Raw genomic sequence first — 14,659 nt, forward strand, 5'->3', positions numbered from 1 at the left:
TGCACGTCGCAATCTTCTCCGGCATAGCCTGAAGACCTTGATGAAAACAGAAACCTCCGAGCATCCGCAGCGTTGGACGCAACTGGCCTGGCTATCGGTTTGCAACCTGCTTGCCATGACCCTTTGGTTCTCGGTGAGCGCGGTAGCTCCGGCGCTAAAGACAGCTTGGGAGTTATCGCCGCTCGATCAGGCGTGGCTTACGATCAGCGTGCAGATTGGTTTTGCAACAGGCGCGCTTGCAAGTGCCGTCTGGAATCTGGCCGATCGCTGGCCCGCACCACGTTTGCTTGCGGCCTCGGCACTGATTGGCGCGCTACTTAGTGCCACAATTCCGCTGTTGTTCACCAATGAGATGGCTCGCACCCACGGCGGCTTTTTGTTGGTTTTGTTGTTGAGAGGAGCAACAGGTGCGATGCTCGCGGGCATTTATCCGGTTGGAATGAAGCTGATGGCGTCGTGGTTCCGGCAGGGGCGCGGCTTGGCGATTGGTATCATGGTGGGCGCACTCACTGTCGGTTCCGCGCTGCCGCATCTGATTCGGATCTTGCCTCTGGATCAAATGGCCGCACAGTTTCTGCCCTCAATTGGCGGATCGTTACCTGAAACCTGGCGACTGGTTCTATTAACTGCCAGTGGCTGTTCGCTCCTCGCCGCGATGTTGGGCTTCATTTTTTTGCGATCGGGCCCTTGGCTGCCGAACGCTGCGACCTTCGACTGGTCTTACTTCGTCAAAGTGTGGCAGGATGAACCGCTCCGGCGGGCTAATTTCGGTTACCTCGGCCATATGTTCGAGTTGTATGCAATGTGGACTTGGGCCCCGCAACTGCTGCGCGATGCGTATGCGGGCGCGGGGTATTCACTCGATTCAGCTTCTCTGGTCAGTTTTGCGACTGTGGCTGTCGGTGGATTTGGTTGCGTTGCAGCCGGGCGATTTGCCGATCGTCGTGGTCGTTGTTTGACGACAATCGTCAGTCTGCTGATTTCCGGCACGTGTGCACTGGCAGCAGGCAGCCTTACCCAGTGGCCTGTGCTGCTAACAATCGTGTGCCTCATCTGGGGTGTTAGCGTGATTGCGGATAGTGCCCAGTTCAGCGCCGCAGTTTCTGAATTGTGCGACCAACAATACGTTGGTACTGCGCTCGCCATCCAAACCTGCACTGGCTTTCTGCTCACCACTCTGACGATTGCTGCCCTACCAGTGTTGCAGACCTGGCTGGGGTGGCCGCTGGCGACCGCCATCTTGGCGATCGGTCCCGTGGTTGGCATTTGGAACATGATTCGGCTTCGTGGTCTTCCTCAGGCAGCCCGGCTGGCGGCCGGCAAGCGATAAGCTCTCATGGATGCGTACTTTGCGTCTCCACTCGGCAAAAAAGTTGCAATCCGAACTAATTTTGCTAACATCTGCCTGCAGTTCGGCATTGTCCAAGTCGATACCGGGGAAATGTCCATTCCCTGACTTGCCGACCTGCCTCATTTCTAGTGCAGCCTCTCCATGAACCATCGCCGCACCCTCGCGGGCTTTACGCTCGTCGAACTTCTCGTAGTCATCGCCATTATCGGGGTATTGGTGGCCCTCTTGCTGCCTGCCGTTCAAACCGCGCGCGAGGCAGCACGACGAACGCAGTGCAAGAATCACTTCAAGCAACTGGGGTTGGCGCTACATAATTATCACGACATCCACAAGATCCTGCCCCCGGCGATCCAGTTCTGGAATGGAGATGACGCCAGGACCAGCGACAATATGCGTCCCAATTGGGTGATCTTGATTCTGCCCTATATGGAACAATTGCCGCTTTACGAATCGTTCGATTTCAACGAGACGATTTCGCATGCAAACAACCGAACTCAACGAGGAACGAAGATCGCAGGAATGTTGTGCCCTTCGGACGGTTTCAATAGAACCAAATTCAAAGGACTTACTACAGAAGAGGGAGATAATTGGCAACGAGGTAACTATGCTGCGAACGGACACGCAGACTTCATTCAGAATAATGGCTTTAGCGATGACAAGCGGCGGGGGGTGATGGGAGTGAACGTTAGCCTCCGTTTCTCGCAAATCACCGATGGGCTCACCAATGCTTTGATGGCCGGCGAAGTTCGCTCGGGTCTGACTGACGAAGATCGCCGCGGCACGTGGGCAATGGGCACAGCGGGCGCTTGCGCGCTATTCAAGCACGGCTGTGGCGGTGATGCAAATGGTCCAAATGCACCCTATCCCGAATCAGATGATATCGAGGGCTGCGATATTCTTTATACAACACCCGGCGAAAAGCGACTAAACTCGCAACGCATGGGCTGTTGGCGAACCTGCAATGCCAGCCAGCAAGCTACCGTTCGTAGCCAACACCCTGGTGGAACCGTGATTCTCATGTGCGACGGCAGCGTTCACTTTATCAGTGAGACCGTTGAAACCACTGGCGAAGGCGTAGCTTGTTCGACACCGGAAGCGATTTGGGATCGTCTGATTAGCAGCGGCGACGGGGAAGTTGTCCCGGGCGATGTCTTGCACTAACGTCTGGTTGATGCTTATTTACGGCCCGCAGAGTACCTACGAGAGCGTTAACGTGTTGAAGTCTTGCCTGCTTGCCATTTGTCTGTCGGCTTCGGTTGTTTTATTTGCTGGCTGCAACGCATCGGGAATTTATCCGGTCAGCGGGACGGTCAAGTTTGCCGACGGTGAAATGCCGAACGCTGAGGTAGCGACGATTGTGTTTAAACCAATCGTCGAGGAAACGACGAACACAGCACCAACGAAACCGGCTTCGGGTCGTTTTGGCACTGATGGCACGTTTCAATTGACGACACTCAATCCCAACGACGGTGCCTATGCCGGAGAGTACAAGGTAATTTTCTCAATGCGCAAGGAGTACATGGGGACGGATTCGCTAATTGATGGCAAGTTTACCTCCGTAGCGACCACACCATATACAGTCAAAGTCGAGGCCGGGGGAAAGAACAAGTTTGACTTTGAGTTGACCCGAGCGACTGGTAAATGAGCAATGCGCGACAGATGGTGTTTTTTGCGAGCCAGCTACCAGGCACACGCGGAATTGCTGTTATTTGCAGTCATCATCGTTGGCTCAGCAGGTTGCAAGCCACAGATGTCCCCAGCGGTTACGGAAACGTTGGCCGAAGATGAAGTGTTCGCCGGGCGACTGGTTCTCGGCTCCCCATCGATTACGGCAGGCATTCCGGGCACAGGCCATCTCAGCATTACCGACATTCGGCGGTGGCTGGCCGACCCGAACAATCATCGAGTGCTCGAAGTCACGCTACCGCTTGGATTGCGCAACTCCCAGGTAGTGCCAATTCCGGCGGAAAATCCGCTCACTCGCGCAAAAATCGAACTAGGGCGTCAGCTTTTTTCGGATACTCGAATCTCAAAAGACCAGCGTCTCGCTTGCGTCACTTGCCACTCCGCCAAAAAACGCTTCACCAGCGACCAAATATCCCATCCTCGCTTACGCGAAACAGCTGTGGCCTTCAATCGTGTCTTTGGACACGAACACTTTTGGGATGGTCGTGCCAAATCGCTGGAAGATCAAATCCGATTCACACTCGAACATCCCGACGAGATGAATACTTCGCCAACGGAGTGCGTTCAGCAAATCGGTTCGGTCGAGGGTTATCGACTGCAGTTCGACGCTGTCTTCGGTAAGTTGGATTTTGACAGTTTGTGTCAAGCGATTGCGGCGTTTCTACGGACCATCGTGACGGGCCCGTCCATTTGGGATTACGACGTTGAATTGCGCCGGCTGGACGAACTTGAATCCGCAGAACTGAGTCAATTCGACAAGGCGTACGTCGAGAATATTCGTCAAGCTGCCGCCAGTCAGCCGCTCTCCGCAGCAGCGCGTCGCGGCGCCGAGTTATTCTTTAGCGAGCGAACCGGATGCAGTCGCTGCCATAGCGGCCCCAATTTCTCTGATGAGCGATTTTACGATATCGGCCTACGTCAACTGGTTCCCGATTCGTTTACCGTTCGCAAAGAGACTGAAGACTTGGGCCGTTTTCAGGTGACTAATAAGAAATCTGATAAGTATGCGTTCAAGACCCCGACACTACGAAACGTACAGCTGACGGGTCCATACTTTCACGATGGCCGCTTCCAAACGCTCGGGGATGTAATTGACTACTTCTCACGCGGCGGCGACGTCCCCAATCACGAACTTCGTCCGCTCAATCTTTCGCGAGATGAGATCCTGGATCTCATCGCATTTCTTAAGTCCCTCACAAGTTCTTTACCCAATCCGCCGCGAGATCGATTGCCACCGTAAGGACACTCTTTCTACTTGCTGTCGTACACCAACTTTCCTGCCAGATATGTCTGCAACACCTTGGTGCCAGCGATGTCGGCCTCGGGGCAGGTGAGCAGATTGCGGTCGAGGATTACAAGGTCGGCCTGTTTGCCGGTTTCGAGCGAGCCAACTTCATCTTCCAGAAAGAGAAGGAAGGCATTGTTCATCGTGTAAAAGCGGATGGCCTGTTCGCGCGACAAGGCTTCCTCGGGATGAAGTTGGCCATCGTACCAGCGAGCACGGCGGGTGATGGTGGTGGCGATGGCGAGAAACGGATTGTACGGATTGATGCTCCGGAGCGAGCCGATCTTTTGCATGTGATCGGACCCGCCACCGGCGATTGCGCCCTTTTCGAACAGGCTCTTTAAGGGCTGAAAATAGCGAACGCGGTCATAGCCAAATTGCTTCGTGAGGACACTGGCATCGAGATAGAGCCAAGCGGGCTGAATGTCTGCAACGACGCCCAGCTTGGCCATTTGATCGACGGCATCCTTCGTCAGAAAGTTGCAGTGGGTGATGCAGGGGCGGGTCTCGCGAATGGGCAGTGTCTTGTTCACTTCTTCATAAGCATCAAGCAGATTGTGAATGGCTCCATCGCCGACGGAGTGCGCGGTGAACTGCAGTTTTTCCTCAACGGCCGTTTGCACAAGGGCCTTGAGTTTGTCTGGCTCAACGAACAGGACGCCGCGATACTCGGGATCGCGAATGGAATAAATCTCGCTCACACCCCAAGGCTGCCGCATGTAAGCGCTGCCGGTGAGCATGCCACCATCGAGAAACGATTTGGTGCCAACCACGCGCAGCCGATCGTGTTTGGCACGCAACGGATGCTTGCCCCAGAACCGAATCCGTTCCTGCACGCTTTCGGTTTTGCCACTCGCATCGACCGCGCCAGAAACCATCATCCGCACAGTCAGTTGGCCATCGTCGAGAAGTTTCTTATAGCGATTGAGTTCCCCTTCACCACAGCTGCGATCTGAAACGGTCGTGAGGCCAACCGAGTTGTAGTCGGCAAACAGTTCGCGAAACCGAGCCAGTTTTTCTTCGTCGCTGGCGCTCTTGCCAGCTGATTTTGGTTTGGCGTAGCGCGTGCAACTGCGGAGCATCCCAGTGAGTTCACCAGTAACCGGGTCTTTTTCGATTTGCCCGGTGCCGGTGACCTTGAAATCCTTGTCGATGCCGCTCTCTTTCAGGGCCAGCGAGTTAAGCATGCCATCGGGACCGGTCGAAAACATGACGGGGTGCTTAGGAGCAATCTCATCGAGTTCGGCACGCGTCGGATAGCGTGCTTCTTTCAGCCGAGTAATGAAGATCTGGCGAACGGTGATCCAGTTTCCTACGGGAACGACTTCGGCCCGTGAACGGATATACGCGAGCACGTCGGCGATCGATTCCATTTCAGGAATCGGATGATCGAACTCATGCAAACTGGCACTGCTCGGATGAACGTGCGAATCCATCAGCCCGGGCACTACGAACTTGCCTTGCAAATCGACAACGCGAGTGCCTGCACCTTTTGTCTTCAGCACGTCCTCGGTCTTTCCAACCGAGGTGATCCGATTGCCCCGGATCGCGATTGCTTCCGCGATGGAGAATTTCTTGTCGACGGTCGCGATCTTGCCGTTGTGAAGGATCAAGTCAGGGGCGTCAGCGGCCAGAGAGGACGTACTGCAAATCAACAAAACGACGAGCGCAAACCAGCGCGGCATGAGGGAGGCTCCGCAAAACACAGGCAGGAAGATTATCTCGGGAGGCGTTTGGCCCGAGTATCGTACCGCGCGGCGCGAGCGCTGGCAAAAGAGTCAGATAACGTAGCCGCAACAAATTCATGCCGCTGCGGCCGAGTGATACTTGCGTTGAGAAGCGAACTTCTTGGCCAATTCTGGATCGTTCGACCAAGTGATCAGGACTTGTTCGATCTCGTCTGCACTCATTTTGCGATTGAGCATTTGCAGCACAAGCTCGGCAGCTAGTTCCTGGCGACGAATCACCTGCCGCGTATAGGCGATGATGCCAGCCAAGCCCAGAATCACACCGACGGTGCCCAGCGGAATGAAAACGCTGAGCAAGATAAACACAGGATTCGGTTCGGGCATGACTAGGGTCCCTGTGACAAGCATTAGGGAGTGGATAAATCCAGCTTAGCAGTCGTCGCTGCAGCAGGTCTAGCATTATCTAGTGCCACCTTGGACGGACCCGCTTTTTGGATGGCGGCGATCACTTGATCTTTGGTAAGGATGCCATCGATCACGATGACATCCTCCGGCTTTCCTGCGGGATAGATGGCGAGCACTGGAATCTGCCGCATTCGCAAGCCCTTGAGGGTCGCTTCCAGTTCCGGATTCGGATTGGTCCAATCAGCTTTGACGGCAACCACTTTATTCTGTTCGACCAGCTGTTTGACGTCGGATCGCTCGATTGCAAATTTCAAGTTCGTCTGACAATTCACGCACCAGTCGGCCGTGAAGTCGACGAGGATTGTGCGGTTTTCTTGTTGCAGTTGCTTTAACTTCGCGGTCGAGAATTCCTGCCAGTCGAGGGCGACGGACTTATCAGGGGGACCAAGCGTATTGAAGGCCACGACGCCGACGAGGGCAGCTGCCGCAGCGCCACCGATCCAGGCAGTCAGTTGCTTGCCGAGCGGATCGTACATCGGTACCTTGCCAATCCACCAACAGGCAAAACCGACACCGAGCAAGAGCGAAGCAGTTGCAATGCGCCATTCATTCTGAATGGTGGAGAAGAAGAAGATGGCCGCGGCCATCATCACAAAGCCCATCACTTGCTTGAAGGTATCCATCCAATCGCCCGGCTTAGGAAGCAGGTTGCGAACACCAGGGACGAACGGCAGAGCGAGAAACGGCGATGCCATGCCCAAGCCGATGCAGGCGAAAATCACGACTGTGTAGATTGGCGGCAACGAGATCGTCGCACCGAGGGCAAAACCTAACAGCGGTCCGCTGCAGGAGATGCCAAGGATGGTCGTAAACAGGCCTTTGAAGAACGCGCCGGTGTACCCTTCCTGCTTTTGCAATTTGCTCGAACCTTCGGAGCCTGCGAACCCAGGAATCGGAATCTCCCAAACACCGAACAGGCTGAGGGCCAACGCAAAGGTGATCACCAGCAGTGTCATGCGAAAGCCGAAGTGGGTCATCTGCTCGCCCCACGCCAGGCCAGCGGTGATCGATAGGACCGCGAGGATCATGAAGACGACCATCAGGCCGGCAGTGTACGAAAGATTGAGGAGCAGCATGCGCGTGCGACTCTCTCCGCCTTGCTGGGCAAACGAGATCAGCTTTAGGCCCAGCACTGGCAAGACGCAGGGCATGAAGTTGAGGAGCAGACCGCCAGCAAAAGCGAGACCGATCAATAGGGGCATCGGCAGCGGAGCGGCGGTTGCTCTGCCTTCGGTGGTTGCCGTCTGTGCGGCAGTGCTCGCGGCCATTTCCTTCGTCAACTCGGCTGCCTCTTTATAGGTGCCTTCTTTGAATTGCACGAGCGCGGGGCCGACAGAGTCGGCTTCGCCGACAATTGCACTCACGGTGAACTGGGCACCAGCTGGTGTTTTACAGTTCGTGTCGGTGCAGATCTGAAAACCCAACAGACCGCTGAGGGTGACTTCGCCACGTGGCGCATCGGCCGGAACTTGCAGGTCAACAACCCAACTCACGGTACCCGAGTAGTACGGCAAATCGGAACTGCCACTGGGCGCTTTCGCTGGCGCAGAAGCTTTCACTTCGCCGACCTTCCAGCCGGCCGAGTTAGCGACCACGAATAGCGTGGGTTTGTTGATCGACTCGCCGATGGCATTTGCCTGTTCATAAACGTGCCACTCCGGAGCCACTTCAGCGGTAATGGTCAGCGTTGCTGTACCCCCCGGCTTTACGACCTGGGGCTCAAGCTTGCCCCGCAAGACGAGTTCACCGTCGTAGGCTTTGAACTCGCCAGCGGTCTGAGGTGCTTCGTCGTAGCCGGCAAACTTCGCGACCAGCTTGGGCTTGTTCACAGGAATGCAGCCCCCCTTGTCGTGACAGATTTGTCCCGAGTACGCGACAGGAATTTCCAACTCTTCGGCCTTCACCCCCGCAGTCAACTCGATAGGAGCAGTCCACACCACGCGCCCTTCGAACATCTCTTCTTGGACAGGCTTTCCCTTGTGTTGAAAGACTTCTGATGCCACGACCTTCGGGTTGCGATCGGCAACCCAGGGACCGGTCAGGCGATAGTCGACCGCAGCGGGAACCGTCAGCTTCGATGGTTGCGAACCACCGGGGGGCTGCGTAATCGCAAAGGTATGCCACTCGGGGCTGATGGTCGCTTCAACCACCAGCCGGCCGGTCGATGCACCCTGCTCGATATGAAAGGAGGCGGTCAACTCCATCTCCCCAGACGCAGCGGCCGGACTTAAGCCCGGGTTTGGGGCAAAATCAAAATTGAAGGGCTTGGCCTTGGTCTTGGTCGGCGCCTCTTGGGCGACGACGACCGTACCCAACAAGCCGACGAGCAACCAGGCGCTCGCCAAGATCAGCTGTCCCGATTTCCCCACGCAACGACGCATATCCATTACCCCTTGAAGGTCAACGACAATCCTCACCGATTCGGACTGTCCGATGGGTCTCGTAACCCTTATTAGGTTCGTTTCGCCAGCGCAGGTCAACAGCAGCAGTTCGGACTGCCCGAGACACCCGCTACCACATGCCCCACTCTTTAGATGCCAAGAAATGAAAAAAGGGACACCTGTGCAGGCATCCCTTAGTAGATTCTGTGGCCAAGGCCACTAGTACTCTGTTGCGAAACTTATTCGCGGGGGCGAATGGCGCCAGTCAGGCCGCTGTAATCGCAGCGGTCTTCTTCGTGCCACAAGGGCAAGCCGAGTTCGATGCGGCGACGAAGAATGTCGATCTTCTCTTGCGAGCCAGCTGGAGCATCGGTCGAGTTGAAGTCTTCGGGGGCTTCTGGGTAGAAGTCTTCGTCGTGGCCGTACTTTAGAATGGCTTCAAATACATTACGAACCTTGTCCATGTCGTTTCTCCTCAGTGTATCGGGCAGTTAGATGGCAGCCTGTGGATCGCGACTTTAAATGCCTGCGTCCGGACGGGCTGGGAAATATGCGGGAACTAGTTGCGGGTCAACCATCCTGGCTACACGCGACCGGCTTGTTTTCGGTCGCGTCCTCGATGCACTTCCTTGGCTCGACGTCGACATTATCAGAGGGCGACCACCCCAGGTCAAGTTTATTGCGGTTTTTACGAAGGAGATTTTTCCACTAACGCGCGGGACCGCAATCGTGCGAGCAGCATCTTCGGTACAGCTTAGCTATCGAATCGAATGCCATAAAACGCTCAGCATGAACTAGTTACGGCCGATGCTAGTGCGGCGCTAACCTAACTTACCAGCGAACTAACAAAATCGTCATGACGCAGATCAAGGGAAGTTCAGGCTCCACTAATGGCCTGCTAGTGGTACCGCGAGTCGCACCACCCCTTGACGTTAAGTTCTTGGTACCTTCATACAAGAGGCACCAACGCCTCAGCTGGTTCACCTCCGGTCAATTGGGTGACAACTTGTCGCCATTCCGCCAACTAGACACTTGGGAAATGCGAATTTCGTTATGTGGGCTCAACAATTCATCACGCTAAAGCCTCGCACTCGCGGATTCCATCTCATTACAGGCGAAGTACTTGCGGCGATTTCCGAAGTTCGGCAAGTGAAAATCGGCTTGTTGCACGTTTTCATCCAACACACTTCGGCGTCCCTCACGATCAACGAGAATGCCGACCGCGATGTTCGCCGCGATCTCGAACGAGTCATTTCCTCCATCGCTCGCGAAGACTTTCCTTACGACCATACCCTGGAAGGGCCCGACGACATGCCCGCCCACGTTAAGGCTTCCCTCATGGGGAGTAGCGTGAGTGTGCCAGTTCGCAACGGACAGATGCAGCTTGGTACTTGGCAAGGAATTTATCTTTGCGAGCACCGCAACTCCGGTGGGCCCCGCTCGCTCGTCCTCACCCTAATGGGAGAGTAGCGACGCGGTGCCGGTTCGCTGCAGCGTGGCCAACTCGTCGGCCCACCATTCCAGCACATTCGCCGCCGAGGCATTCGCATCGACGGCCGTGCTCGCTTCGAGGCAAAGATCCACGGCAGTCGCACTCGCTTTCGCGCCGTAAGGCCACGAACGTAACGCCGGCGTTGCCTCGCTGGCTCCACTGGCCGCCAACATCAACTGGCGAAAGAAGAGGGTCGCACTCCCTAGGGCATCTTTCAGGCGTTGCTTCTTGGCAGCGGATTCTTTCCCCGCACCGTCGACAAACGTTTGCACCAATTTGACGAGCACCGCGGGCTGCAGCAGCGTCTGCGATAGCGACTGCAATAACTCGCTGCGAAACTCCGCCAGTTCCGCATCGAGCATTCGCGTCGCCACCGCCACACTCCCTTCGGCAATTGCTGCAGCTTGTTGGGCTGCCGCCGGGTCGTCAGTCACATGCTGTGCGAGCAAGATCGCCGCAATATCTTCTGGCACCAAGGGCTGAAAGCGAACCACCTGGCAACGCGAGCGGATCGTTGGCAGTTGTCGCTGCTCACTGGTGCCAAGCAAGATCAGTATCGACTTCGGCGGCGGTTCTTCCAGCGTCTTCAGCAGGCAATTGGCCCCTTCGTGAAACAGAAAATCAGCATCATCAATGATCGCGATCTTCCGCCGACCCGAGTAAGGCTTCAGCGAGATTCGAAAGCAAAGCCCTTCGCGCATCCGGTGCTCTTTGTCTCCAATCAACATCTCCAGCGGAATGCTCGACTTATCCTCGGGCTTCGCAATCACATCCAAATCGGGATGCGTACCCGCGAGCACTTGTTTGCACGCTGTGCAATTTCCGCAAGGATTCAACGCCTCTTCGGGATTCACTTCGCACAAAAACGACTGGGCCAACTTGTGCGCCAGCAGCCGCTTGCCGCAGCCTTCCGGCCCCACAAATAAGAACGTACTGGCCAGCCGATGATGTGCCAGTGCCGTGCGAAACCGCTCGACCACTTCATCTTGCCCGCGAATGCCTTGCCAACTCATGAGCCACCTGCCAAACCGGCCAACAGTTGCTCGACTGTTGCCACAACTTCTGCATGAATGACTCCGGGCTGTCGATCCGCTGCGAACACCACAATGGGGACTCGCCCGGCAGTTGCTTCCGTGAGAAAACCCTGCCGGACCTTTTCCAGATAATCCAGCCCTTGGGCCTCCATCCGATCGGGCGGGCGACCTTGCCGCGCTCGCGCAGCTGCGGCGGGCATATCGAGCACGATGGTCAGGTTCGGCATCAAGCCCCCGGTGGCCACGCGCCCAGTCTGCCAGACTTCCTCGATGTTCATTCCCCCGGCATGTGCCTGATAGACGACATTCGCCAGCAGGTACCGGTCGGACAGAACCCACTCGCCGCGCCCCAGGGCCGGGCGAATCACCTCTTCGACCAGTTGTGCCCGAGCAGCCATATACAGCAACATTTCGCTGCGGCGATGAATCGCCACGTCGTGGTGCGACAGGAGCACTTCGCGCAACTTCTCTCCCAAGCTGGTGCTCCCCGGATCTCGGCAAGTGACCACCTGCTTGCCGCGGGCGACGAGCCACTCGCGCAGCAGTCGAACTTGGGTCGACTTCCCCGCGCCATCCACACCATCGAAGCTGATAAACATAGGCCCGAATTCTAGCGTAGCCCCGCTCAGTTTCCCAAGTAGTGGGTTCCCACGCTGAAACAGAAAATTTCCGTTATTCTCACTGTCGCGCGAAATTTCCTCTTTCGCACAAAGGCTTATTCAGTCGTCGTTTGCACGCACAGGGTTTTCCCTAACTCCTTGCGACACAGCGAAAAGTTCCAAATTCAATTTCCAGATTGCCCAGGCGTGCGTGCCAAATGCCGGCAATTACCGGCTTTTCTTGCCAGCGGAAATTTCCATTATTCTCGTTTTCGTGAAAAGTTGCCGCCATCGCGTAACTGCCGATCGGACGGGCAGTTAGAAGTCCCGCAGTCGCTGTAAGTCCGTACAGAACAGTGAAAACGTCTAAATTCAATTTCCATTATTGATCGACTCAACTGCTATAAATCAAGTATCTATGTTCGTGCTATGTGTAACGTAAATATTAATCACTTACCACCAAATTGTCATAGAGCGCGCCAACAAGTTAGATGCGCGATCGTTGACTAGTCTGGTCAACGTGATAAATATTCGGTAAGCATTCACGCCAGCATGTAGGTCACATCCGCCGGATGTGATCCTGGTAGGCAGTTGGGCCATCATTCGGCATCCGACCGGCAAACTGCCAATTCGGTGTCTCGCCGCTTCAGGTTCCGGCCAGCGGCCAGAACCTACTTGCACCAACCTGACCAGTTACAACATTCTTGCCTACATCTGGTCTGCCCGCTGCAGCACTTCTAGCATCTGGCCGTGGAGTCGCGAGGACGAGGCAGCGAGCAGTTCGGGATGCTCGAAATTGAGCGAGCCGCCGTCGGCAGCGGTCAAGGTGCCCCCTGCTTCGGTAATGATCAGAATACCTGCGGCGACGTCCCAAATTTGAATGCCACTGGTGGCAAAATAGGCATCCAGCCGACCAGCAGCGACATAGCAGCAGTTGAGGGCGGCGGAGCCCAGGCGGCGAATGCTTTGGGTGGCGTGCAAGGTCTCGATGAAGCGGTTCACGTCGCGCGAGCCGCGCATCACATTCGCCCGAAAGCTAACGGCCACCAGGGCCTGCGAAATCTCCTGGCAGTCGCTCACATGGATCGGCTGGCCGTTTAGCGTCGTTCCGCAGCCGAGGCCCGCGGTATAGCATTCATCGGTGACTGGGTCGAAGATGCACCCAGCGATGATCTGCCCCTTATATTCCAAGCCGATCGAAGTCGCGAAGGTCTGCAGCCGATGGACGTAGTTCGCCGTGCCGTCGAGCGGGTCGACGATCCAGCGGAAGTCGCTCGTCCGCTCCGTTTGCCGGCCACCCAGGCTCGCATCCTCTTCGCCGAGAAAGTCGTGATCGGGGTGAGCATCCAGAAGTAGTTTGCGGATCGCGACTTGCGACGCCAGGTCAGCCTCCGTCACCAGGTCCTTCGGCCCCTTTTCGCGGGCCGTAAACTTGTCTCGCCACTCCATCAAGATGCCAGCTCCCACGCGGGCGGCATGTTCGGCGAGTGACAAAAACTGTCGCGGATCGGGAGCGTTCATGGTCGGTTCGCTGGGGTGAAGGGTGCTTGCCAATTATGCCCCTACCTCAGTTTTGCGAACAGGTGGGCGCGTTTGCCGGGTGCCTCGCACTCCCGGTCTGATCCTTTAATCGCTTGACGCAAACACGCCAGGGGGAAACTCCGCTTGCTTCTCAAATTTTTCACAAAAGTCTGGACACCGCTTCTGATCTTGCTAATATAAACGCAGGTGATGAGGTTTCCCGCAGTTGCCAGTGTTGGTTCATCCGGCATTATATTTATCATCTGTTTGCGATTCGCAACTACGGCCTCTTCTCTGTTCCGGCCCCGCCGACTTACTTCCAAGTGAGCTGGCGGGGTTTTTTCGTTTCCATTGCTCACACGACTTGCGTGAGAGCCGAAAGTAGAATCAGGATTCTCGCATGGCTGCGGATGCTCCCCTTACATGGACCGTTAACGGACAGACCGCGGTTGCCACTTTGGGCGACTATCGCATCGAGGTGAATGCCGCCCAGCCTGGCCAGGGAGTCAGTTGGACCAATACGGCTAACAACGCTTTTCAAGGTCACACGCTGCAGTTCGTCGCGCCGGCCAGTAGCAAGTCAACTCCGCAACTCGTCGACCTCTATGTCCGCGGCAGCGATCTGATTGCCACCTACGAACAGTTGCCCGGCGCCGAAGTGCAGCCGCAACTCTATTGGCGACTCCTCACCGACGACGCCTTGCAAGCCGTCGGCGTGCAGGTGCTCATCTCGATGCAGACGAGCCTCCTCAACAGCGAGCCGAAATGCACCGTCGAGTCGCAACTGCCCGGAGCACGCACGGCGATTTGGGACTTCGTCTCGCAGGCCTGGAATGGTTCGCTCCCCGACCAAACGTTCGACCTGCGCCTAGTGCCCACTGCCTCTGGCCGCGTCACCTGGTTCAGTGTGCCGAAGCAGGTCAACTCGTACATCGAAGTCATCTACCCCGACGACTACGTGGCTCAGCACGTTACCTTCGGCCGCAGCGCCTCGTGCTTCTTCGCCGAGCACTTAGAAAAAGGTGTCATCCGCCGCGGCCGCATCGCCGGTTGGCTCGTCCCCAACAAGAACCTCATGAGCGAAGCTCGCGAGCCCCTCAAGCTGCTCGACTTCGCCAAACGCGAAGCACTGCCGCTGACAACTTAAAGTAGGGTGC

Annotated in this window: 13 protein-coding genes; 6 read left to right on the forward strand and 7 right to left on the reverse strand. The window is 56.3% G+C overall.

All coding sequences use genetic code 11. The annotated features are described in order from the left end of the window. The first annotated feature begins 40 nt into the window (after positions 1-40). From ETAA8_RS14875 to ETAA8_RS14890, 4 genes are all read left to right on the forward strand, one after another. Positions 41-1,330: an MFS transporter gene (locus tag ETAA8_RS14875; protein ID WP_145089572.1), complete on the forward strand. Its 1,290-nt coding sequence runs from the start codon at positions 41-43 to the stop codon at positions 1,328-1,330. Positions 1,331-1,492: 162 nt separating this feature from the next. Continuing rightward, complete coding sequence (locus ETAA8_RS14880) at positions 1,493-2,512, forward strand: DUF1559 domain-containing protein (protein ID WP_145100547.1); 1,020 nt, start codon at positions 1,493-1,495, stop codon at positions 2,510-2,512. A 52-nt stretch (positions 2,513-2,564) separates the two neighbouring features. Further along, positions 2,565-2,996, forward strand: a complete 432-nt coding sequence (locus ETAA8_RS14885) for a hypothetical protein (RefSeq protein ID WP_145089575.1) — start codon at positions 2,565-2,567, stop codon at positions 2,994-2,996. 105 nt (positions 2,997-3,101) lie between these two features. After that, positions 3,102-4,277 (forward strand): cytochrome-c peroxidase, encoded by a 1,176-nt coding sequence (locus tag ETAA8_RS14890; protein WP_202921845.1) that lies wholly within the window; start codon positions 3,102-3,104, stop codon positions 4,275-4,277. A gap of 11 nt (positions 4,278-4,288) precedes the next feature. Here ETAA8_RS14890 and ETAA8_RS14895 read toward each other — a convergent pair whose 3' ends face one another. From ETAA8_RS14895 to ETAA8_RS14910, 4 genes are all read right to left on the reverse strand, one after another. Continuing rightward, entirely contained in the window at positions 4,289-6,007 is a 1,719-nt protein-coding gene (locus ETAA8_RS14895; RefSeq protein ID WP_145089581.1) for an amidohydrolase, read from the reverse strand. 117 nt (positions 6,008-6,124) lie between these two features. Then, positions 6,125-6,394, reverse strand: a complete 270-nt coding sequence (locus ETAA8_RS14900) for a hypothetical protein (RefSeq protein WP_145089584.1) — start codon at positions 6,392-6,394, stop codon at positions 6,125-6,127. A 23-nt stretch (positions 6,395-6,417) separates the two neighbouring features. Beyond that, positions 6,418-8,856: a protein-disulfide reductase DsbD family protein gene (locus tag ETAA8_RS14905; protein ID WP_202921846.1), complete on the reverse strand. Its 2,439-nt coding sequence runs from the start codon at positions 8,854-8,856 to the stop codon at positions 6,418-6,420. 239 nt (positions 8,857-9,095) lie between these two features. Beyond that, on the reverse strand, positions 9,096-9,320 hold the full coding sequence (locus ETAA8_RS14910) for a hypothetical protein (protein ID WP_145089590.1): 225 nt from the start codon (positions 9,318-9,320) through the stop codon (positions 9,096-9,098). A 589-nt stretch (positions 9,321-9,909) separates the two neighbouring features. Between ETAA8_RS14910 and ETAA8_RS14915 the strand changes: the two genes are divergently transcribed. After that, positions 9,910-10,326: a secondary thiamine-phosphate synthase enzyme YjbQ gene (locus ETAA8_RS14915; RefSeq protein ID WP_145089593.1), complete on the forward strand. Its 417-nt coding sequence runs from the start codon at positions 9,910-9,912 to the stop codon at positions 10,324-10,326. Here ETAA8_RS14915 and ETAA8_RS14920 read toward each other — a convergent pair. The 3 genes from ETAA8_RS14920 to ETAA8_RS14930 form a co-directional block, all read right to left on the reverse strand. Next, the gene (locus ETAA8_RS14920; protein ID WP_145089596.1) at positions 10,312-11,361 is read right to left on the reverse strand and encodes a DNA polymerase III subunit; all 1,050 of its coding nucleotides are present in this window, start codon (positions 11,359-11,361) and stop codon (positions 10,312-10,314) included. The two genes, ETAA8_RS14915 and ETAA8_RS14920, sit on opposite strands and share 15 nt — an antisense overlap. Further along, positions 11,358-11,981, reverse strand: a complete 624-nt coding sequence (tmk, locus tag ETAA8_RS14925) for a dTMP kinase (RefSeq protein ID WP_145089599.1) — start codon at positions 11,979-11,981, stop codon at positions 11,358-11,360. Before tmk ends, ETAA8_RS14920 begins: the two co-directional genes overlap by 4 nt. Before the next feature lie 708 nt (positions 11,982-12,689). Then, on the reverse strand, positions 12,690-13,502 hold the full coding sequence (locus ETAA8_RS14930) for an inositol monophosphatase family protein (RefSeq protein ID WP_145089602.1): 813 nt from the start codon (positions 13,500-13,502) through the stop codon (positions 12,690-12,692). A 400-nt stretch (positions 13,503-13,902) separates the two neighbouring features. Between ETAA8_RS14930 and ETAA8_RS14935 the strand changes: the two genes are divergently transcribed. Next, positions 13,903-14,649 (forward strand): hypothetical protein, encoded by a 747-nt coding sequence (locus ETAA8_RS14935; protein ID WP_145089605.1) that lies wholly within the window; start codon positions 13,903-13,905, stop codon positions 14,647-14,649. Positions 14,650-14,659 lie beyond the last annotated feature (10 nt).

The organism is Anatilimnocola aggregata, from assembly GCF_007747655.1.
Taxonomy (GTDB): Bacteria; Planctomycetota; Planctomycetia; order Pirellulales; family Pirellulaceae; genus Anatilimnocola; species Anatilimnocola aggregata.

What these genes read in the sequence shown, in the direction of transcription:
- ETAA8_RS14875 (WP_145089572.1), top strand. Translation starts at nt 41, where the DNA reads ATGAAAACAGAAACCTCCGAGCATCCGCAGCGTTGGACGCAACTGGCC.
- ETAA8_RS14880 (WP_145100547.1), top strand. Translation starts at nt 1,493, where the DNA reads ATGAACCATCGCCGCACCCTCGCGGGCTTTACGCTCGTCGAACTTCTC.
- ETAA8_RS14890 (WP_202921845.1), top strand. Translation starts at nt 3,102, where the DNA reads ATGTCCCCAGCGGTTACGGAAACGTTGGCCGAAGATGAAGTGTTCGCC.
- ETAA8_RS14895 (WP_145089581.1), bottom strand. Translation starts at nt 6,007, where the DNA reads ATGCCGCGCTGGTTTGCGCTCGTCGTTTTGTTGATTTGCAGTACGTCC.
- ETAA8_RS14900 (WP_145089584.1), bottom strand. Translation starts at nt 6,394, where the DNA reads ATGCCCGAACCGAATCCTGTGTTTATCTTGCTCAGCGTTTTCATTCCG.
- ETAA8_RS14905 (WP_202921846.1), bottom strand. Translation starts at nt 8,856, where the DNA reads ATGCGTCGTTGCGTGGGGAAATCGGGACAGCTGATCTTGGCGAGCGCC.
- ETAA8_RS14910 (WP_145089590.1), bottom strand. Translation starts at nt 9,320, where the DNA reads ATGGACAAGGTTCGTAATGTATTTGAAGCCATTCTAAAGTACGGCCAC.
- ETAA8_RS14915 (WP_145089593.1), top strand. Translation starts at nt 9,910, where the DNA reads ATGTGGGCTCAACAATTCATCACGCTAAAGCCTCGCACTCGCGGATTC.
- ETAA8_RS14920 (WP_145089596.1), bottom strand. Translation starts at nt 11,361, where the DNA reads ATGAGTTGGCAAGGCATTCGCGGGCAAGATGAAGTGGTCGAGCGGTTT.
- tmk (WP_145089599.1), bottom strand. Translation starts at nt 11,981, where the DNA reads ATGTTTATCAGCTTCGATGGTGTGGATGGCGCGGGGAAGTCGACCCAA.
- ETAA8_RS14930 (WP_145089602.1), bottom strand. Translation starts at nt 13,502, where the DNA reads ATGAACGCTCCCGATCCGCGACAGTTTTTGTCACTCGCCGAACATGCC.
- ETAA8_RS14935 (WP_145089605.1), top strand. Translation starts at nt 13,903, where the DNA reads ATGGCTGCGGATGCTCCCCTTACATGGACCGTTAACGGACAGACCGCG.